At 61.6% G+C, this 19,167-nt stretch carries 17 protein-coding genes, 1 tRNA gene and 1 pseudogene; 7 read left to right on the top strand and 12 right to left on the bottom strand.

The window, feature by feature from the left end:
- Positions 1–114: 114 nt before the first annotated feature.
- A complete protein-coding gene (gene nusG / locus AC0L2V_RS01145) occupies positions 115–675 on the bottom strand; it encodes a transcription termination/antitermination protein NusG (protein ID WP_473518251.1) in 561 nt (186 codons plus the stop codon).
- Between the two features lie 407 nt (positions 676–1,082).
- Positions 1,083–1,667, bottom strand: coding sequence for a biotin transporter BioY (locus AC0L2V_RS01140; protein WP_473519195.1), 585 nt, complete (start codon positions 1,665–1,667; stop codon positions 1,083–1,085).
- A gap of 110 nt (positions 1,668–1,777) precedes the next feature.
- Between AC0L2V_RS01140 and AC0L2V_RS01135 the strand changes: the two genes are divergently transcribed.
- Complete coding sequence (locus AC0L2V_RS01135; RefSeq protein ID WP_473519194.1) at positions 1,778–2,686, top strand: MBL fold metallo-hydrolase; 909 nt, start codon at positions 1,778–1,780, stop codon at positions 2,684–2,686.
- A 37-nt stretch (positions 2,687–2,723) separates the two neighbouring features.
- Here AC0L2V_RS01135 and AC0L2V_RS01130 read toward each other — a convergent pair whose 3' ends face one another.
- From AC0L2V_RS01130 to AC0L2V_RS01110, 5 genes are all read right to left on the bottom strand, one after another.
- Positions 2,724–3,572: a phosphorylase family protein gene (locus AC0L2V_RS01130; RefSeq protein WP_473519193.1), complete on the bottom strand. Its 849-nt coding sequence runs from the start codon at positions 3,570–3,572 to the stop codon at positions 2,724–2,726.
- Positions 3,573–3,687: 115 nt separating this feature from the next.
- The gene (locus tag AC0L2V_RS01125; protein ID WP_473519192.1) at positions 3,688–4,479 is read right to left on the bottom strand and encodes an ABC transporter permease; all 792 of its coding nucleotides are present in this window, start codon (positions 4,477–4,479) and stop codon (positions 3,688–3,690) included.
- Positions 4,472–5,359 carry an ABC transporter permease gene (locus AC0L2V_RS01120; RefSeq protein ID WP_473519191.1) on the bottom strand — a complete coding sequence of 296 codons (888 nt, stop codon included), beginning with the start codon at positions 5,357–5,359 and terminating at the stop codon, positions 4,472–4,474. Before AC0L2V_RS01120 ends, AC0L2V_RS01125 begins: the two co-directional genes overlap by 8 nt.
- Positions 5,356–6,393 (bottom strand): ABC transporter ATP-binding protein, encoded by a 1,038-nt coding sequence (locus AC0L2V_RS01115; RefSeq protein WP_473519190.1) that lies wholly within the window; start codon positions 6,391–6,393, stop codon positions 5,356–5,358. Before AC0L2V_RS01115 ends, AC0L2V_RS01120 begins: the two co-directional genes overlap by 4 nt.
- Before the next feature lie 28 nt (positions 6,394–6,421).
- A complete protein-coding gene (locus AC0L2V_RS01110; protein WP_473519189.1) occupies positions 6,422–7,462 on the bottom strand; it encodes an ABC transporter substrate-binding protein in 1,041 nt (346 codons plus the stop codon).
- 146 nt (positions 7,463–7,608) lie between these two features.
- On the opposite strand from AC0L2V_RS01110, the pseudogene AC0L2V_RS01105 reads away from it, so the two are divergent.
- A pseudogene (locus tag AC0L2V_RS01105) lies at positions 7,609–7,743 on the top strand (hypothetical protein); the annotation flags it as partial.
- A gap of 159 nt (positions 7,744–7,902) precedes the next feature.
- Positions 7,903–8,658, top strand: a complete 756-nt coding sequence (locus tag AC0L2V_RS01100) for a substrate-binding domain-containing protein (RefSeq protein WP_473519392.1) — start codon at positions 7,903–7,905, stop codon at positions 8,656–8,658.
- Between the two features lie 89 nt (positions 8,659–8,747).
- On the opposite strand, the gene AC0L2V_RS01095 is transcribed toward AC0L2V_RS01100, so the two are convergent.
- Both AC0L2V_RS01095 and AC0L2V_RS01090 read right to left on the bottom strand, forming a co-directional pair.
- On the bottom strand, positions 8,748–9,530 hold the full coding sequence (locus tag AC0L2V_RS01095) for a DUF1499 domain-containing protein (RefSeq protein ID WP_473519188.1): 783 nt from the start codon (positions 9,528–9,530) through the stop codon (positions 8,748–8,750).
- Between the two features lie 78 nt (positions 9,531–9,608).
- Positions 9,609–11,237: a fatty-acid--CoA ligase gene (locus AC0L2V_RS01090; RefSeq protein WP_473519187.1), complete on the bottom strand. Its 1,629-nt coding sequence runs from the start codon at positions 11,235–11,237 to the stop codon at positions 9,609–9,611.
- 196 nt (positions 11,238–11,433) lie between these two features.
- Between AC0L2V_RS01090 and AC0L2V_RS01085 the strand changes: the two genes are divergently transcribed.
- On the top strand, positions 11,434–11,790 hold the full coding sequence (locus AC0L2V_RS01085) for a hypothetical protein (RefSeq protein WP_023797902.1): 357 nt from the start codon (positions 11,434–11,436) through the stop codon (positions 11,788–11,790).
- Between the two features lie 163 nt (positions 11,791–11,953).
- Positions 11,954–12,343, top strand: coding sequence for a DUF427 domain-containing protein (locus AC0L2V_RS01080; RefSeq protein WP_473519186.1), 390 nt, complete (start codon positions 11,954–11,956; stop codon positions 12,341–12,343).
- 86 nt (positions 12,344–12,429) lie between these two features.
- Here AC0L2V_RS01080 and ppdK read toward each other — a convergent pair whose 3' ends face one another.
- Positions 12,430–15,108, bottom strand: a complete 2,679-nt coding sequence (gene ppdK, locus AC0L2V_RS01075; RefSeq protein ID WP_473519184.1) for a pyruvate, phosphate dikinase — start codon at positions 15,106–15,108, stop codon at positions 12,430–12,432.
- A gap of 143 nt (positions 15,109–15,251) precedes the next feature.
- On the opposite strand from ppdK, the gene AC0L2V_RS01070 reads away from it, so the two are divergent.
- A complete protein-coding gene (locus AC0L2V_RS01070) occupies positions 15,252–15,455 on the top strand; it encodes a hypothetical protein (protein WP_473519183.1) in 204 nt (67 codons plus the stop codon).
- 54 nt (positions 15,456–15,509) lie between these two features.
- A tRNA-Gln gene (locus AC0L2V_RS01065) sits at positions 15,510–15,584 on the top strand.
- 75 nt (positions 15,585–15,659) lie between these two features.
- On the opposite strand, the gene AC0L2V_RS01060 is transcribed toward AC0L2V_RS01065, so the two are convergent.
- Positions 15,660–18,035: an aminotransferase class III-fold pyridoxal phosphate-dependent enzyme gene (locus AC0L2V_RS01060; protein ID WP_473519181.1), complete on the bottom strand. Its 2,376-nt coding sequence runs from the start codon at positions 18,033–18,035 to the stop codon at positions 15,660–15,662.
- A gap of 73 nt (positions 18,036–18,108) precedes the next feature.
- Positions 18,109–19,161, bottom strand: a complete 1,053-nt coding sequence (speB, locus tag AC0L2V_RS01055) for an agmatinase (RefSeq protein ID WP_473519179.1) — start codon at positions 19,159–19,161, stop codon at positions 18,109–18,111.
- Positions 19,162–19,167 lie beyond the last annotated feature (6 nt).

Raw genomic sequence — 19,167 nt, 5'->3', positions numbered from 1 at the left:
CTGCATTGCCACGTCCATCGACATCCTTCGGCTCCAAATGGCTACCGCACTCCCGGGTGAACCCGAGAGCCGACTTTGCAGCACTTGCACCGCATGACCTAGCGTCAGTTGCGGCTACGCGATCGCGACGAGTTCCCTTGAATCCATGTCAACAGGGATCTCGCCATTCATGATGGCAACCAGAACCCGGGCCCTTCCGGCCGGATCGAGCCGGTCAAGACGACCGATCATCTCCGCGAAAGGACCTGAAAGAATCCGAACCGAGGCGCCCGCAGTAAGGCCTCCGCTGAAATCAAGCAAGCCGTCCTTGCCAGTCAGGGCAATGAACCGCTCCACCAGCCCCGAGGGGACCGGCAATGGCCGCTCGCCCTGCATGATGAGGGAGCGCACACCGAACGTCCCGTTGACCGAGCGCCACCGCTGCAGCGCAACATCGAGGGCGATGAACATGTAACCTGGAAAATAGGCCGCCGGTCGCGTCTCGATGCGCCGGGCATGACGAATGGTCTTCTCGCAGCGAGGTATAAACGGTTGGAACCCCTGCAGCCGGAGATGCCGTTCGGCGACGTCTTCCTTTCCCGGAAAAACGCTGGCGGCATACCAGCGCGCTGCGGCGACCGCGGGCCGTTGCAACGATGAAGTCGCCTTGTCTGTTGTTTTTTTCGGGCTAATCACGCGTCTCGCTCTCGGCGGTCTTCGGCATGGTCGATGTCAAGGGTTACGACAGCGCAACGATACCGGTCGAGCAGCTATGTCGCGGGGATCAAGGCGGTTGGTCGATTTTTTGCTATTTGTCCATTAATTTTAGCTTTGCCTAACAAGCTACCGAGCCACATTATTTTTTAGCCACCCAACCACGGTATCGACCGATTTTTGCGCCGATGCGTAGCCGCCTGGTTACAGCGGCTCGCGACGAATCGCCGGCTGTTGTGGTCCTTAGCCCTTGGTCTTGACCATTGTGTGACGGTATCGTTAGCAAATCGTTGCACAGCAGATGCCGGCCAATTGGCGCCGCCCTGCGTTCCCGACGAGCCGTCGCTGAAACAGGATCATTCCTGTGCTTGCCGATCAGTGCTGAGAGTTCAGGGGCGCCTGAGCAGCGACCAGACGGCGGGCACAAGGCTCGCCGCCAGGGCGACCTTGATCAGGTCGCCGACGATGAAGGGCACGACGCCGAACTGCCACGACTTTTCCGGGCCGATGAGCAGCGCCAGCCAGGCAAAGCCCATCGCCATCATGATGATTTCGGCAACCAGCATCGCGTTGAAGAGCTTGACCGGATGGCGATCCCAGCCGCGATCGGCGGCCCAGCCGACGATCGCCGCCATGACGACGAAGCCGAAGAGATAGCCGCCGGTCGAGCCGAGCATGTAGGCAATGCCGATGCCCTTTTCAGGCGTGCCCTGGAAGACCGGCAAGCCGATGGCGCCCTCCGCCATGTAGAGAAGCAGCGTGGCGACGCCGAGGCGCATGCCGAATGCAGCGGATATCAGGAACACGGCCAGGGTCTGCATCGAGATGTCGACTGGTCCGAGCAGAACCCTGGTCTTGGCCGACAAGGTCAGCAGCAGCGTCCCAACGATCGCCAGCAGAAGCTGCGTCGCCAGGCGGGCCGCGCCCCTTTCAGGCAGAGCGAGAGAAACAAGCGGCGTCGTTGCAATTGCCATGGTCTTCCTCATTGCGGTCTGCCGCAGATCGCGGCCTTGCGTTTTCCTATATTGGCTTCCGTGCTATGCGGCAATCGGTTTTGCCGCCTCTGGAACAGGGCTGAACTGCCATGGCGCTGAAATTCGACACCGACTTCGACCCGGCCTACGGCCAGGGCGTGACCGTTGCGCCCGACGTGGTTCGGGTTACCGCGGAAAATCCCGGCCCGTTCACATTCTACGGCACCAACAGCTACATCGTCGGGCGGAAAACGCTGGCGGTGGTCGATCCGGGGCCGGATGACGAGGCGCATCTCAAGACATTGCTCGAGGTGATCGCAGACAGGCCGGTCAGCCACATTTTCGTCAGCCACACACATCGCGACCATTCCCCGCTGGCAGCGCGGCTGAAGCAGCACACCGGTGCAATTGTCCTGGCCGAGGGTCCGCATCGGCCGGCGAGGCCGCTGCGCACCGGCGAAATCAATCCGCTCGACGCCAGCGCCGACACCGCCTTCAATCCGGATGCCGCGCTTGCCGACGATATGGTGGTCGACGGCGACGGTTTTGCGATCAGAACGGTGCTGACGCCGGGCCATACCGCCAATCATGCAGCCTTTGCGCTGGAAGGAAGCGGTATCCTGTTCCCGGCCGATCATGTCATGGCCTGGGCGACCTCCATCGTTGCGCCGCCGGACGGCGCCATGGCCGACTATATGGCCTCGCTGGATCGGCTGATCGAGCGCGACGACCGCCTGCTGCTGCCCGGCCATGGCGGGCCGGTGGCAGCGCCGCGCAGCTTCATGCGCGAGTTGAGAACGCATCGCCGAATGCGCGAAAAAGCGATCCTGGAGCGGATCAGAAGCGGCGACCGGACGATCAAGGAGGTGGTCGCGGCGATCTACCGGGATACCGATCCGCGCCTGCACGGCGCGGCCGCGCTGTCGGTGCTTGCCCATCTCGAGGACCTGGTGGCGCGCGGCCTGGCGAGCACCGACGGCGACCCTGACATCGACGGCATTTTCAGCCTGCCTGGCTAAAAAATCCCGCCAGAACTCGCACTCGGCTCCTGAAAGCTCAGAACCGGCTGGAACGCTCTTCAGGTTGAGGCGACTTCAGACCCTGGCAAGAGCATTGCGGATTGGCCGGAAGTCGCGCGGCGGTCTCCAGCGCGACAAGCGAGGCTGTCATGGAGAGATTGGGCAGCACGTCCTCCTGCAGCAATTTCTGGCGGTTGCGGTCCATATAGTCGTTGAAACCCGCCGTGACGAACGCACAGGGCACGAAGCAGGCGCCGATCTCGCGCGCCAGGGTCGCCTCAGGGGCGATGGAGTGGTTGAGCACGTCCGCCCCCATGCCGCGATAGGCCAAGGCTTCGGCCGGGGTTGTCAGCCGCGGCCCATAACAATGGGCAGCGACCAGTTGCTGTTCGATGCCATGAACGCGGGATGGCCAATGGCGGCGGGCCGTCTCGGCCAGAACCGCCGCACATCTTGGACATACGATCTGCTTGCCCGAACAGTCAAAACTCTGGCGATCCGGAAGCAGTGAAAACGGGGTCTGCGTCAATTCGATGATGTCGGCGGGCACCACCATGTCGCCGGGCTGGATCGCCTTGTTGACGGCGCCAACGGTCGAGCAGGCGAGGACTTGCCGCACCCCCGCTTGCATCAACACCCAGAACGCGCGGCGATGGCAGGAATGGTCGATATGGTCGCGGGGATTGCCGTGCGAATACATGCACAACGCCCGCTTTGCTCTGCCTTCGGCTGAAATCGAGGCATCGAACTCGAGCAACTTCCAGTTGTCGGAACGACCGAAAGGCGTTTCAAAACTCATGTCGCGCCGCAGCGTGCGCACGCCCTCGAAGCCGACGTCTTCCGGGAAGGCAAGCCCCCAGTTTGCCGACCCGGTGATGATGGCCAAGCCTAGCTGAGGTATGTCAGTCGATCGGTCCGCCGGAGCACCGGCCGCGTGATGATTTTGGGGCATGCTTCCCATCTTGATCAGGATATTGGCTCGGTGAGGATTTTTGGCTCGGTCAGGATTTTTGGCGAAGGGCGACGATCACGACGACGACCACAACAATAGCGGTCCACAATGTCGAGATCGCCGCAATGGTCGGATCGATCTGATCGCGCAGCGAGATGAACATGAGCTTCGGCATCGTGCTGTTGCGACCACTTGCGACGAAGATCGAAATCACGGACTCGTCGAGCGACGTCAGGAACGCCATCAGTGTCGCCGACAACAGGCTGAGCCGAAGTTGCGGAACGATTATCTCGCCAATGGCCCTGGCCCAGTCCGCGCCGAGGCTGCGCGCCGCCTGAACCTGGTTCCAGTCGAAGCGAGCCAGGGCGGGCAGCAACACGATGCACGCCACCGGAACGGCGAGCACCACATGTCCGACCAGCACACCGAACAGCGTTCCGACCAGGCGTTGCGCCGCCAGCACAAAGAACAGGCCGATCGCCAGCAGGATCCCCGGGGTGACAGAGGGGGTGAGCAGAACGCCCTGGATGGACGCTGCGGTCTTGCCGCCCAGCCGATTCATCGAGATGCAGGCGAGCAGCGCAAAAGGCACCGCAATCAGCGCCGTCAATGTCCCAAGGATCAGGCTCGTCCTGAGTGCTGCCATCCACGTCGCCGAGCCGAAAAAATTCTCGTACCAGCGCAACGAGTAGGCGTGCGGCGGAAACTCGAGGAGATTGGACGCCGAAAACGAAAGCGGCACCACCACGAGCGTCGGCAACATCAGAAATGCCATGACAAGGACAGCAAAGCTCCACAGGACGATGCGGGCGAGCCGGTTTTGCGGATAGGCTTCAAGCATGGGAGGCTGCCGCTGCGTTCTGGGCCAGCAGGCGGCGTGCCGCCAGCAGCATCACACCGATCAGCGCCATCAGAACGAGGAGCAGAATGCCCAGGACGCTCGCCGACCCCCAGTCCTGAAAGGTCGATAGCGCACGCTCGATCCGGGTAGAGAGAGGATTTACCTTGCCGCCGCCAAGCACCGCCGGCGTGATGAAGAAACCGATGGAATAGATGAGCACGATGACCGAACCCGAGAAGATGCCGCCGGCCGAAAGCGGCATGATGACGGTGCGGATGACCTGCCCGAGCGTGGCTCCCATGCTCGCTGCCGCGCGAACGAGGTTTGGGTCGATATCGCGCATCGCGGCATAGACCGGCAGCAGAAAGATCGGCAGCATGTAGTGAACCATGCCGATCAGCGTTCCGGTAAAATTGTAGACCAGCGGCAAAGGCTCCGCCGTCAGGCCAGAACCAGTCAAAGCCGCGTTGACCAGGCCATCACGCCGCAACAGCACGAGCCAGCCATAGGTGCGCACCAGGATAGCGGTCCACAACGGCAGCATGACGAAGGCCATCAGCACATTGGCCACCCTTGGCCTGGCGCTGGCCAAGGCGAGTGCCAGGGGGATGCCCAGAAGAATGCAGATCGCCAGCGTGCCGAGGGACAGTTCGAGGGTGGTGACGAGCGCCGACCATGTCAGTCCGCTCGAAAGCACTTTCGCGTAGTTGCCGACAGTGTACTCACCGCCTGTGGTCAAAAAAGATTGCCGGATGATCCAAAGGATGGGCAATATCGCCGCCAGTCCAACGATGAACAGCGCCGGCAGCGAAAGCGAAAGAAAAAAACGCCTCTCGCGGCGCGCATCCGCCAGCAGCGCTGGATCCACAGTGACAGTCACGCCAGCGCTCCCGGTATGGCGTGAACCTTCGCTGCTGGTGCATATGCGGTCATCCGCTGACCGGCGGCAAGCTCGGCGCAGCCGCCGGCCAGCGCTGCCGGAATGCAGACAAGGACCTCCTGGCCACCGTCAAGCGCCAGCGTCAAAAGCCAGTTCTCGCCGCGGAACGCCTTGGCGCGCAGTATTCCTTCGAGAGCCACGCCGTCTGCCCCGACGAACTTGGCATCAAGGTGGAAGCTTTCGGCGCGAATCATCAGAGTATCGCGTGACGCTTCGGCGCCATCGATCCTGCGCACCGAGCCCGGCGGCACGATGTTGGCCTCGCCCATGAACTCGGCGACGAAGCGGGTCGACGGACGATCATAGATCCGCTGCGGCGTATCGATCTGCTGGATGCGGCCGGAATTCATCACCGCAATCCGGTCGGACATGATCAGCGCTTCGCGCTGGTCGTGGGTCACATAGATTGTGGTGATGCCCAGGTCATCGTGCAGACGCCGGATCTTGTACTGCATGGTTTCGCGCAGATTCTTGTCGAGCGCCGACAGCGGCTCGTCCATCAGCATCACGCGCGGTTCGAAGACGATTGCCCGCGCCAATGCCACCCGTTGACGCTGGCCGCCGGACAGCGCGGCAATATTGCGCTCCGCCAGGCCGTCCAGCTTGACGCGGGCCAGGGTGGCAAGCGCCCGCTGACGCGCCTCCGCTCTCGGCGTCTTGCGCAGCGCCAGCGGATACGCGACATTCGCCAGGACATTCATGTGGGGAAACAAGGCGTAATTCTGGAATACGATGCCGATGTCGCGTTTGTTCGGCGCCAGGCGGGTAATGTCGCGATCGCCCAACAACAGTTTTCCGGAATCCGGCCGGACAAAGCCGGCCAGAGCCATGAGCAGCGTGGTCTTGCCCGATCCCGATGGCCCCAGCAGCGTGAGGAACTCGCCAGCTTGAATGTCGAGCGAGACATCATCCAGTGCGACGTAGGACCCGTAAGCCTTGCTGACGCTGTCGATGGTGATCGGGAGCGACTTCATCATCTGCTCCAGCCTTGTCAGCCGAGACTCAGCGGGCCATCATCTCGTCGAAGGCCTGTTGGGCAGCCTCGCCGTTCTTGACCCACCATTGCGAATTCGAAAACACCGAAGTGCCGGCATTTTCAGGCGCGGTCGCAAGCGTCTTCAGACGGTCCTCGGGAATGAGGCCACCCTCATAGGCCGCAGGATTGACCGGGCCATAGGCGATGAAATCGGTCAGCTTCGCAACGCGCGCGGGCTGAGTCATCGCTGCGATGAGCTTCATCGCGGCTTCCTTGTTCGGCGCGCCCTTCGGCACCCCAAGGCAGTCCGTGCCGATGACCGACCCCTTGAACGTGTAGTCAGCCGCGCCGCCATCTTTTTTCACGGTCTCTGCCCGGCCGTTCCAGGTAACGACCAGATCCGCCTCACCGTCCTTCAGCAGCTGCGCGGACTGGGCTCCCGAGGTCCACCACACGGCGACATCCGGTTTGATCGCTTCAAGCCGCTTGATGGCGCGCTCCAGCCCTTCCGGCGTGCTGAGCACGGCATAGACGTCCGCCGGCGCCACGCCATCGGAGAGAAGCGCGATCTCGATCGAGTCCTGCGCATTGGCGCGCAACGCGCGGCGGCCCGGGAATTTGGCAACGTCCCAGAACTCGGCCCAGGTCTTCGGCGGGTTGTCGCCATAGGTCTTGGTGTTCCACGACAGGACGGTGCCATAGGAATCGAACGGATAGCAGTAGTCGGACGCGGCACCCTCCGGCACGGATTTGGCCTCGATGATCTTGTAGTCGAGCGGCTCCAGCAGCGATTGTGCGGCGGCCTGCGCGCCTTCCGGCGAGCCGAGGTGGATAATGTCGGTCGCAATTGCCCCCGAGGTGACCTGCATCTTCAAGGCGGCCAGGCCGTCGCTCAGGGTCTCCTCGCGGACATCATAGCCTAGCTCTTTTGCAGCAGGGCCCCACATTGCCTCTTTCATGGCGTTGCCATAATCGCCGCCTGCGGTCGTGATGGTGAGTGTTTGCGCGTGGACGGGCACGGCAGCCGAGATCGCGAATGCTGTTAAGGAAATGCGCAGCCAGGACATAGGTTCTCCTCCCCAACGTCATCAAATATTGCCTGAAATGGCCATTTATTTGTAATCGTAACGTTACGATTGCATCAGAACACGCAGGAGTCAAGCTGCTTGCCACGGGCGTTCGGATTGACCGGGATGTCGAATCCGGTAACGTTATGGCGGTCAGCAAGTCAGCCGGCGCTTTCGCAAATGAAGTCGGGCGAACAATGGCCAATCTAAAGCAGATCGCGGCGGAACTTTCCCTCTCGGTGACCACGGTGTCCCGCGCTCTGAAGGATGGGCCGGAAGTGCAGCCCTCGACCATAGCCCGCGTCAAGGAGGCGGCCAAGCGGGTCGGCTATCTGCCAAATCATCATGGTCGTGCGCTAAAAACCGGTCGAACGCTGACGCTGACGGCAGTACTCCCGATGGAGACCCGAGATCATCTGTCCGATCTGTTGAAGCTGCCTTTGATCGAAGGCATGACGCTGGCGGCGCGAAAAGCCGGTTATAGCCTGTCCATCTATTCCACCACGCCCGACGACGATCCCGTCGAGAGCGTGCAGCGGCAGCTTCAGGCGCGCAGCACGGACGGACTGATCATCACGCGTCTGGTGTCGGGTGATCCGCGCGTCAAGCTGCTGCTGGATCAACGCATGCCATTCGTCGCGTTTGGAAGAACCGACCTGGATACCGCGTATCCTTATGTCGATGTCGACAATGAACAGATTGCCTACGAGGCAACCCGACGGCTCATGGACAAGGGCTGCCGACGCATTGCACTGCAACTTCTGGTTCCGGAGGATCAGGGAAGCGCCATGCGTCTTTCCGGCTATGCAAGGGCAATGGCCGAGGCCGGCATTGCGATCGACCAAGCGCTGATCGGTCATGGCATGTTCACCATGGAATCGAGCGCAGCCTGGTTCGATCGCTTGCTGGCTTGCTCAGATCCGCCGACAGGCCTGGCATGCGCCAACGAACTCGGCCTGCTGGGGGCGCTGCACGCTCTTGGCAAAAGAGGTCTTGCGCCGGGGAGCGACGTCCACATCGTCACGCGCGACAGCACACGGCTGGCACGCTTCCTGCCGGCAAAGATCGAAGTTCATTCCGTCGATATGGCGGCTGTCGGACGCAAGCTTGTCGAAGTGCTGGAGAGCCGGATCATCAATCCGCTTGGGCCGGTGGAGACAATTTTGCTCAAGGGTGAATTCGAGCCGGCCGAATAGCCTATTCGCATACTCAACCCCTGATTGTATCAGCCGCATTTCTGTGGCGTCAAAGCGATTCCGCCTTGGCTGTAAAAATGCTCTGGACGTCACTCGGCCGGGGCCGTGCCGACCTGGCCGGCGACTTCCTGATCCAGTTCGGCCAGGAAATCCACGATGCGGGCCGCATTGTCGCCAAGGTCGTAGCGGCCGTAACGCGAGGCCGAACGCATGTCGACGAGGACCGCATCGCCATCGTCGGTCACACGGATGGCGACGTCGGCGGGAAGGCTGAGGATGAAGCTCCTGGCCAGGGCGTTGATCGTCACCTCGCTTTGCCCGATCGCCTGGGGAAACGGCGCCGCAAGCTGCCAGTCCCGACGACCGAGCACGGTTTCGACGGCTTCCAGAACCCGATCGAAAGGCAGTTGATAGCTGCGACTGGTGACCAGCGGATAGGTCTCGGCCTGCAGGCGCCGCTCGCCCGGGGTCGGTGGCGAAAGCGCGTTCATGTCTGCGGTCCGGGTGCTGGTGTCGAGCGCCGGCGGATCGTCGAAATCCGTCGAGATGTCCCTGAGCGGCGGAGAAGTCGCTGCCCAGTAGGCGGCAATGCCAAAGGGAACAAGCACCAGCAGTGCCAGCACCGCGCCGACGCTGAGATCGCGACCGCCACGGTCGCCGAAATTCCAAATTCTCGAAAAGGCAAGGCCGGCGAACAGCATCGCAAAGGCGGCAAGCAGCGCGACAATGCCGAGCACCCAAAGGAAAGCCGGCGTTTCAACAAGCTGATAGCGGTGGCCGGCGAGAACGGTCAGCAGCAGGACCGCCGAAAAAGCGCCTGTCCGCCGCGACCAGCCGGCCGCCCTCGACGTCTGTCGCTCGGGAGTTTTCATTATTTTCAGCACTGCTTCACCCCGGACCGGCGCTTAAGCCGTTCAGCGGCGGCTTGAAGGCGAAAGACGTCATGTCAGTCAGTCCGTCGGCAGGCGATAGTCCCTGAACTGCCGGCGCAAGGTTGTCTTCTGGATCTTGCCGGTGGCGGTGTGGGGAATTTCGCCGACGAAGGCGACGTCATCCGGCATCCACCACTTCGCCACCTTGCCGTCCATGAAGGCGAGGATATCCGTCTTGGTCGGCTCCCGGCCCGGCTTGCGGACCACGACAAGCAACGGCCGTTCGCCCCATTTCGAATGTTGGATGCCGATGGCGGCCGCCTCCGCCACATCCGGATGACTGATAGCGAGATTCTCGAGCTCGATGGTCGAGATCCATTCGCCGCCCGACTTGATGACGTCCTTGGCGCGATCGGTGATCTGCATGTAGCCGCCTGGGTCGATATGGGCGACATCACCGGTATCGAACCAGCCTTCTTCATCGAACTGTTCGGAGCCGATGTCGCCATAATAGGCACGCGCGACGGCCGGTCCGCGGACCTTCAGGCGCCCGAATGTCCTGCCGTCCCAAGGCAGTTCCTTGTCGTCGTCGTCGGTGACCTTCATTTCGACGCCGAAAGGCGGAAAACCCTGCTTGCTCTGGACGTCGAGCCGGGCTTCGCCCTCAAGCCCGGCATAGCCCGGCTTCATGGTGCACAGCGTGCCGAGCGGCGACATTTCGGTCATGCCCCATGCATGAATGACCTCGACATCGTAATTGCCCTGGAACTTTGCCGTGATCGCGCGCGGGCAGGATGAGCCGCCGATAACGACCTTGTTCAGATAGGGAAGTTTCTTGCCGGTCTCCTCCAGGTACTGCAGCAGCATCAACCACACTGTCGGCACGGCGGCGCTGAACGTCACCTTTTCGGTGTCGAGCAACTCATAGATCGAGGCGCCGTCCATCTTGCAGCCAGGCATGACCAGCTTGGCGCCGATCATCGGGCCGCTCTGGCCAAGGCCCCAGGCGTTGGCGTGGAACATCGGCACAACCGGCAGTATGGTGTCGCGCGAGGAGAGGCCCATCGCATCGGGCATCGCCGCAATCATGGCGTGCAGCACGTTCGAGCGGTGGCTGTAGAGCACGCCCTTCGGATCGCCTGTCGTGCCCGAGGTGTAGCACATGCCGGCGGCGGTGTTTTCATCGAAGGTCTTCCAGGTGAAGGCGCCGTCGGCTTCGTCAAGCCATTCCTCATAGGCAACAGCATTCGGCAGCGCCGTCTGCGGCATGTGCGCCTTGTCGGTCAGCACGACCACCTTTCTGAGCGATTTGACCGCGCCGGCGATCTTTTCAAGCAGCGGCACGAATGTCAGATCGACGAAGATCGCCTTGTCCTCGGCATTGTTCATGATCCAGGCGATCTGCTCGGGAAACAGGCGCGGATTAAGCGTGTGATAGATCGCGCCGACACCCATGATGCCGTACCAGGCTTCGATGTGGCGCGCCGTATTCCAGGCCAATGTGGCGATGCGGTCGCCAAGCCCAAAGCCATCACGCTCGAGCCGCTCAGCGACCCGCAAGGCGCGGCGATGAATTTCGACGTAAGTGGTCCGGACGATCGGGCCCTCGATCGAGCGCGACACAATCTCGCGTTCGCCGTGCTGCCTGGCTGCGTTGTCGATAAGCTTGTGGCAAAGCAGCGGCCATTCCTGCATCAGTCCGAGCATTCTTCTCCTCCCATTGGTTTTCGTTCCCCCACTGGTTTTCGCTCCATTGTGGGACGAACAAGCGGATTGTCCAGCCATGACCGGGCAGAAGCAGCCCATTGTTCGAAAAGGCAGGGAAAACCGCCACAATCCGGCCATTGTCGACATTAACTTTGATTAATGGTAGGGGTGTGATTGGCGAATGAAAGAGGTTCGCATGGACGCGCAGCTCGACGACAAAGCTCTCGAAGATTCGCTTGCCGAAAGCCTGGCCGATTTGGTGCCGGACGCCAAAACCGTTTCCGAGGACGAATTCGTCGAAGTCGTCGGCGGCGCCCTTGAGGCGGTCGGCGGCACGCTGCTGTTCAAGATGTGCGTTCAGAACGAAGGCGAAAGCCAGCACGTCGCCGCGGCTTGCGTCGGCGATGGCGGCAACCGCCAGTTCCTGCTTCTTACCCTGCCGACCGGCGGTGGTGCGCTCAAGGTCGAAACCGCGTCGCGAAGCACCAATCCTGTCGCCGGTATCGCCGCCGCCTATGCCGGGCTGATGGACGCCTTTCAGGCTGCCGCCTGATCGGTCATCAGCCTGATAGGGTCATCGGCCCTGATCGGTCATAGCCAAGCTCGATTTGACGAGAGATCCGGACAACGCCAAAAGGCGATGGAGCCGGCATTCGACAGCGGCCTTGCACATCGGGCACGCCCTACACATTTTAGGTCGTGCAAGGAGAACCGTCATGGACCAGATCGCCAATCCGTCACCCGGCTTTCAACGCAACCCGGATAAAGTCATTACCATCGAGCCGTACAGCGGAACTGTGACCGTACGCGCCGGCGACGCTGTCATTGCCTCGTCCAGGAGGGCCAAGGTGTTGACCGAACCCCCCTACCCCGGGATCCTCTACATTCCATTCGAAGACATCGATTTCGACCAGCTTCGCAAGACGGACTCGTCGACTCATTGCCCGTTCAAGGGCGATGCGAGCTATTGGAGCGTGCTGCCTGTCGCGGAAGCAGGCAAGGATGCGATGTGGGCCTATGAGCAGCCTTTCGACGAGATGATCGAAATCCGCGATCACGGCGCGTTCTATCCCAACAAGGTGACGGTCGAAGCCAAACCAGCCTGAGCAGGGCCAGCCTGAGCAGGGACGGCTCGCGGCCTGTCTCGCCGATCATTCATTCGGTGGCACGGCCATGGCCGATGCCGGCCCCCTTACCCGCGACCGTTCCTTGCAGCCTGCACCGCCGCCTGCGCGGCAGCCAGCCTGGCGATCGGCACGCGGTAGGGCGAGCACGACACGTAGTCGAGGCCGATCTCCTCGCAGAAATGGATCGACGCCGGATCGCCGCCATGCTCGCCGCAAATGCCGAGCTTGATCTCCGGCCGCGTTGCCCTGCCTTTTTCGGCGGCCATCCGCACCAGTTCGCCGACGCCTTCGATGTCGAGCGACACGAACGGATCCTGCTCGATGATGCCCTTCTGGCGATAGGTCTCCAGGAACGAGGCCGCATCGTCGCGTGAGATGCCAAAAGTGGTCTGGGTCAGATCGTTGGTGCCGAAAGAGAAGAATTCGGCCGCCTCGGCGATGACGTTTGCGCGGATCGCGGCGCGCGGCAGTTCGATCATCGTGCCGGTAAGATAGGTGATCTTGACGCCGGTTTCCTCCATCACGCTCCTGGCGACGGCATCGATCCGCGCCTTGACGTAGTCGAGCTCCTTCACCAGGCCGACCAGTGGCACCATGATTTCCGGGACCACCAGCGCGCCGGCCTTCCTGCCGGCCTCGACGGCGGCCTCGAAGATGGCGCGCGCCTGCATCTCGGCGATTTCGGGATAGGAAACCGCGAGCCGGCAGCCGCGATGGCCAAGCATCGGGTTGAATTCGTGCAGGGCCTCGGTGCGCTGCCTGAGCTTGTCGGGCGACACGTTCATGGCGGCGGCGACTTCGGCCACCTCTTCCTCGGTCTTGGGCAGGAATTCGTGCAGCGGCGGATCGAGCAAGCGGATCGTCACCGGCAGGCCGGCCATGATCTCGAACAATTCGAGGAAATCCGAGCGCTGCATGGGCAAGAGTTTTGCGAGCGCCGTCCGCCGGCCCTTTTCCGTGTCGGCCAGGATCATCTCACGCATGGCGACGATGCGGTCGCCCTCGAAGAACATGTGCTCGGTGCGGCAAAGCCCGATGCCTTCGGCGCCGAAGGAACGCGCCATGCGCGCGTCGAGCGGCGTTTCGGCGTTGGTGCGCACCTTCATGCGGCGCACGGCATCGGCCCATTCCATGATGGCGGCGAAATCGCCCGAGAGCTCCGGCTGCAGCATTGGCACGGCGCCTTTCAGCACCTGGCCGTTGCCGCCGTCGATGGTGATGATATCGCCCTTGCGGAACGTCGATCCCATCGCCATCAGGGTGCCGGCCCTGTAGTCGACGCGCAGCGAGCCGGCGCCCGACACACAAGGCTTGCCCATGCCGCGCGCCACCACCGCCGCGTGGCTGGTCATGCCGCCACGCGTGGTCAGGATGCCTTCCGCCGCATGCATGCCGTGGATGTCCTCGGGACTGGTCTCGATGCGCACGAGAATCGCCTTGCGGCCTTGCGTCTTGAGCTCCTCGGCATCGTTGGAGGAAAAGACGATCTCGCCGGTGGCTGCCCCCGGAGATGCGGGCAGACCGATGCCGATGACATCGCGTGCCGCCTTCGGATCGATGGTCGGATGCAGCAACTGGTCGAGCGAGGCCGGATCGATGCGGGCGACCGCCTCCTCCTTTGAAATGAGCTTGTCGCGCGCCATCTCGACGGCGATTTTGAGCGCCGCCTTGGCGGTGCGCTTGCCGGACCTCGTCTGCAGCATCCACAATTTGCCGCGCTCGATGGTGAATTCGAGATCCTGCATGTCGCGGTAGTGCTTTTCCAGACGGTCGGAGATGGTGACGAAAGACTGAAACGCTTCCGGCATCAGTTTCTGCAGCGACGGCTTGTCGGAGCCTGCGGCAATGCGCGCCGCCTCGGTGATGTTTTGCGGCGTGCGGATGCCGGCGACGACATCCTCGCCCTGCGCATTCACCAGGAACTCGCCATAGAGCATCTTTTCGCCGGTCGACGGATTACGGGTGAAGGCGACGCCGGTGGCCGAGGTCTCGCCCATATTGCCGAAGACCATGGCCTGGACGTTGACCGCGGTGCCCCAGCTTTCGGGAATGTCGTGCAGGCGCCGGTAGGTGATGGCGCGGTTGTTCATCCAGCTCGAAAACACGGCGCCGATCGCACCCCAGAGCTGCTCGTTCGGATCTTGCGGAAACGGTTTGCCGAGTTCCTCCTCGACCTTGGCCTTGTAGAGCGCGATCACGCCCTGCCATTCGATGGCGCTCAGTTCGGTATCGAGTTCATGGCCGAGGCCGCCCTTCTGGTCTTCGAGGATTTCCTCGAACACCTCATGGTCGAGGCCCATGACGACATCGGAATACATCTGGATGAAACGCCGGTAGCTGTCATAGGCAAAGCGCGCGTCGCCTGAATCGGCGGCCAGCGCCTCGACCGTCTCGTCGTTCAGGCCGAGATTGAGCACGGTGTCCATCATGCCGGGCATCGAAGCGCGGGCACCGGAACGCACCGAGACCAAAAGCAGTTTTGAGGGATCGCCGAAACGGCGCCCGGTCAGCCGGCCGATGTGATCCAGCGCGACCGCGACATCTGCTTCCAGCGAGGCCGGGTAGGTGCGGCCGTTGGCGTAATAGGCGTTGCAGACCTCGGTGGTGATGGTGAACCCCGGCGGCACCGGCAGGCCCAGGCTGCACATTTCAGCCAGATTGGCGCCCTTGCCGCCCAGCAGGTTCCTGTCGCCGGCACGGCCTTCTGCAGCGCCGTCGCCAAAGGTGTAGACCCATTTGGTCATGCTTGCTCTCCGGTTGCAGGAGATTGAAAAGATTGACGAAGCCAAAGTTCCGCCGTGTCCCTGCACGAGCGATATGATGCTGCAGTGCGAAAGGCAAGCCGTCGGCAAGCCAGCCGGCTTCTACAATCGATTAAGACAAAGCGATGACAAAAAGACTTGCGGCTCGACGGCCAGTTGAAGAGGACAAAACAGGAACTAAACGCCATGGGACTGACCGGAAACTCGATTGTCTGAAACTGCCGGCAAGCGATGGAACGATGGACAGGCTCAAGGCGACAGCAGACAATGATATGCGAACGCTGCGGGAAGCGGTGGATCAGTTCCGCGCCTTGCTATTCTCGCATTGAGCTTTCCGTCGGCTCGTCCTATAAGGCCGCGCGCAGCGGGCATGTTCCGGCTGTTGGGGCGTAGCCAAGTGGTAAGGCATCGGTTTTTGGTACCGACAATCCCAGGTTCGAATCCTGGCGCCCCAGCCAGACCTGGACCGGTCTATTCTGGACACATAGATTACGGTTTATGCCGGGACTATGACAGCTGCGCCCCTGATGCCGTCATCGCTGCGCTCTCAAGCCGTCGTCAAAAGCGCTGATGAAGACGTCAACTTCATTACGCGACCAGATCAGTGGCGGACGGAGCTTGAGGGTGTTGGGCGTCCCTTTGCCGACGAGGATGTTTCGGGCAAGCAGGTCTTCAATAAGGCGATCGGTTTGCTGAATTGCCGGCTCTTTGGTGAGGCGATCGGTCACCAGTTCGACGCCGGTCATCATCCCACGGCCGCGTATGTCGCCGATGATTTCGTACCGTTCAGCCAGGCGGCGCAGTTCATGCCGCAGATATTCGCCTGTCTCAGCGCTTCGCCTGACCAGGCTTTCTCGCTCGATGACATCAAGCACGGCCATGCCGGCCGCGCATGCGACGGTATTGCCGCCAAAGGTGCTGAACAGAAGCGGATATGTGCCATTGAGAAACCGCTCCATGAGGGCAGAGCTGAGAATAACAACGCCGAGAGGGTGGCCGTTTCCGACCGGTTTGCCCATCGTTATGAAGTCGACATTGTCGTCCTTTAGCCCATTTGCCCTGAACCCCCAGAATGTTCCCATGCGGCCGCAGCCGGCCTGCACCTCGTCCGCAATGACGAAGCCGCCCGCCGAGCGAACCTTCTCCGCAACGAGATTGAAATAGTTTTCAGGCGCCTGCAAAACCCCGCTCGAGCACAAGGCGGTGTCTACCATGAAGGCTGCGGGCCTGTGGCCTCTTTCGCTCAAGGTGGCGATCGCCCTGTCGGCGTCGGCGGCGTAGCTTTCAGCGGCTTGCGGGTCGCTGGCGTAAGGCCCCCTGTACATATCCGGTGCCATCAGAGTTTCAATTCGTTTGGGATGCTCATCGGCGGGAAGGTGACGCCAGCTTTCATTGGAGAGCGCCGTCGTGAGTTCGGTGCATCCATGGTAGGCCTGATCGATGATCAGGCCGCCACCATGTTTGCTGAGCGACGTGGCTATCTGCATCGCCAGGTCGTTGGCTTCGCTGCCCGAGTTGACGAAGACGCAGGTGTCGAGGTGATCGGGCAGGTCGGCAGTCAGACGCGCTGCGTACTCGACGGTCACGTCGCACATGTAGCGCGTATTGGTGTTCAGCGCGCTGGCCTGGCGGTAGATCGCTTTCGCCACATGCGGATGGCAATGACCAATCTGGGGGACGTTGTTGTAAACATCCAGATAGGCGGTGCCATCGGCGGCATACATCCAGGCGCCGTCAGCGCGTATGATGTGCAGCGGCTTCTTGTAAAAATGCCATATCGGTCCCAGGTGGGCTTCTCGGTCATGCCTGAGCAATTCATAGTTGTCTGCGAGGCGCTCGCCATCGTTCCCGATCGCGCCATAGACCGGAAACCGGCATGCCTGACGAAGCCTGCGGATCGCCTGCGCGCGACCCTGACCGCTCAGCAACGTCATCATTCGAGGATAGTGACTGGCGTCCTGGATGTGGCGGATCCCGAATTCATCCGTGGCTTCTCTCGCTTCCAGGATGACAGTGGCCATCGCGAGACGCAGCAGCATCGCATCGAAAATAAGATCGATCTCATTTTCTTCGAGCGGGTACGTCGAATCGAAGCCCGACGTCACGTCGCAAAGGTAAGCGATCGGATCGTCATCATATTTTGAGAATGTTTCGGAGGCAGCGACAATGTCCGCGACAATCGAATTATAGCCCATATCGCCGAAGTCGATGATACCCACCGGCAAGGCACTATTGCGGGGATCGACCAGGATGTTGCCGCCATGCGAATCCTGATGCACGACTTGCCGGCGCGTCTTCAGCAATTGAGGAAGGGTAAAGTGCTCGGCGCGATCGAAAATTTCACCGCACAACTGCCGAAGCTTTGCGTCGGAAATCTTTTCCAGCTGCGGGCGCAAGGCCAAGGCCCGCGAAATGTCCCAGAGATGCATATTGCTGCAGGCATAGGGGTGAAAGAAATCCCTGAGCGCATGGGCAAGCCGCCCCACCATGGCGCCGAAGTTATAGCGGGCCTCGGCGGAAAACGCTTCCTCAACCTGCTCCATGACTTCCCCCGAAAGGAAAGTAAGCACACGGATCATATGCCGTGCGCCGCGCCCGTCCTCGATCCATTCATAGGCAGCGCCCGCGCGGGAAGGAATGACGCGGGGCACGGGAAGAGCCGGATCCCGCTCAAAGATATGGTTGAGCGCCTTGACCTGCATATCGACGACGCCTGCAGGTTCGCTTGCATTCGATATCTTGACGACGATTTTTCGACCATCGGCGGCCTCGATACGCCAGGATAGATCGCGCTCGGAAGCCAGTTGCTTGTATGACCCCTCAATCCCGTAATGCCGCGCGACCACGCGCCTTGCGGCCTCCAGCGAAAAATTGGGAAGATTGCGAAGAAGCAGAGCATCGGTGCTCATTCTTGTACCCCTGAGGCCAACATATAGCCGAATGGGCAGCGCCGACGGACGAGAGGGCGCTGCCCTGTGAGCTTTAGACGCTGTTGTCTCGATCGCTCTTGACCATAAGGCAAAGTATCGTGTGCAGCACTTGCGCGGCGATTTGTGCAGTATTGGTGGTGGAATCGTACTGCGGCGCGACCTCGACCACGTCTCCGCCGACAATACTAAGGCCATCCAGGCCGCGCAGGATTTGAAGAACTTCGCGAGGCTGGAGGCCGCCGACCTCCGGTGTTCCCGTGCCGGGCGCAAAACCCGGATCCACGCCGTCAATGTCGAAGGAGATGTAGGTTGGGCCATGACCGACGATTTCGCGCGCTTTCTCAATCAGGCGCGGCAAACTGGCCTCACTGACATCTTCCGCATGCACCACTGTCATGCCGCTTTCATAGGAGAACTCCCATAGGTATTCGGCCGGTCCGCGAATGCCGATCTGAATCGTGCGGCGCGGGTCGAGGACACCGTCGAGAACGGCCAGCCGGAACGGGCCTCCGTGTTGAAACTTGGTTCCTTCGTAAGGACCTGCCGTATCGCAATGGGCATCGATGTGGATCATGCCCACAGGCTCGTTGGCACCGATCGCTTTCAGGATCGACGAGGTGATGGAGTGGTCGCCGCCAACACTGAGCGGGCGCACGCCGGCGCTGACGAGGCGGCGATAAAACGCCTCGATGTCGGCATGGCACCGGGCAAGATCGTAACGACTGTGCATCGGCACATCGCCGATGTCGGCCACCCTGGCCTTGCTCATCGGAGAAATCCGAAGGACATGGTCATAGGGACCGACCCGCTCTACACCGCGCAGCGCGCGTGGCCCGAAGCGGCTGCCATTCCGGTTGGTGACGCCCAAATCCATCGGCACGCCGACCAGTGCGATATCCAGTCCACCGAAATCGTCGGAATGTGCCGCCTCCGGCATGCAGGGCGCATCCAGGAATGTCGGAATTCCTGCAAATGGCCATTTGCGCTTGTCGCCGCCGGTGAACTGACCCAGGGCGACCTCCCGGAGATGCGGATCGAATATATCGCCCCCCGCGGCGTTGCCGTACTTCTCACGAAGGGCCTGGAGATGCGCTTGGTCGGTCATGGGCGA

It is taken from the genome of Mesorhizobium sp. WSM4814 (assembly GCF_055811595.1).
The sequence above is the reverse complement of the archived record's forward strand: the minus strand, read 5'-3'. Positions and strand labels throughout refer to the sequence as shown.